Annotated in this window: 1 pseudogene; it reads right to left on the bottom strand. The window is 76.3% G+C overall.

What is annotated here, in order from left to right:
- Positions 1-232, bottom strand: a pseudogene (locus tag OO69_RS48680) (RNA polymerase subunit sigma); the annotation flags it as partial.

Here is a 232-nt window from a genome sequence, read left to right as displayed (position 1 = left end):
GTGCGGCGTCGGGTGGGCGGTGCTGGCGGGGGCCAGGGGCACCGGAGCGCGTTCGCCGCCCAGCGAGGGCAGGTTGACGGCCACGGCGGCCATGGAGGCTGCGACGATCAGTGCGCCGGCTGTGGCGAGCGCAACTCGTCGGCGGCGGATCCGGAAGCCGCCGACGACGGCCGCGTCGACAACGCTGGGGAGCGCAGGCTCCGGATCGGCGCTGAGGACTGCCCGGAAGGCC

Origin of the sequence: Streptomyces sp. NRRL F-525, from assembly GCF_000716605.1 — a bacterium.
Lineage (GTDB): Bacteria > Actinomycetota > Actinomycetes > Streptomycetales > Streptomycetaceae > Streptomyces.
This window is presented reverse-complemented; position numbering and strand designations above follow the sequence as displayed.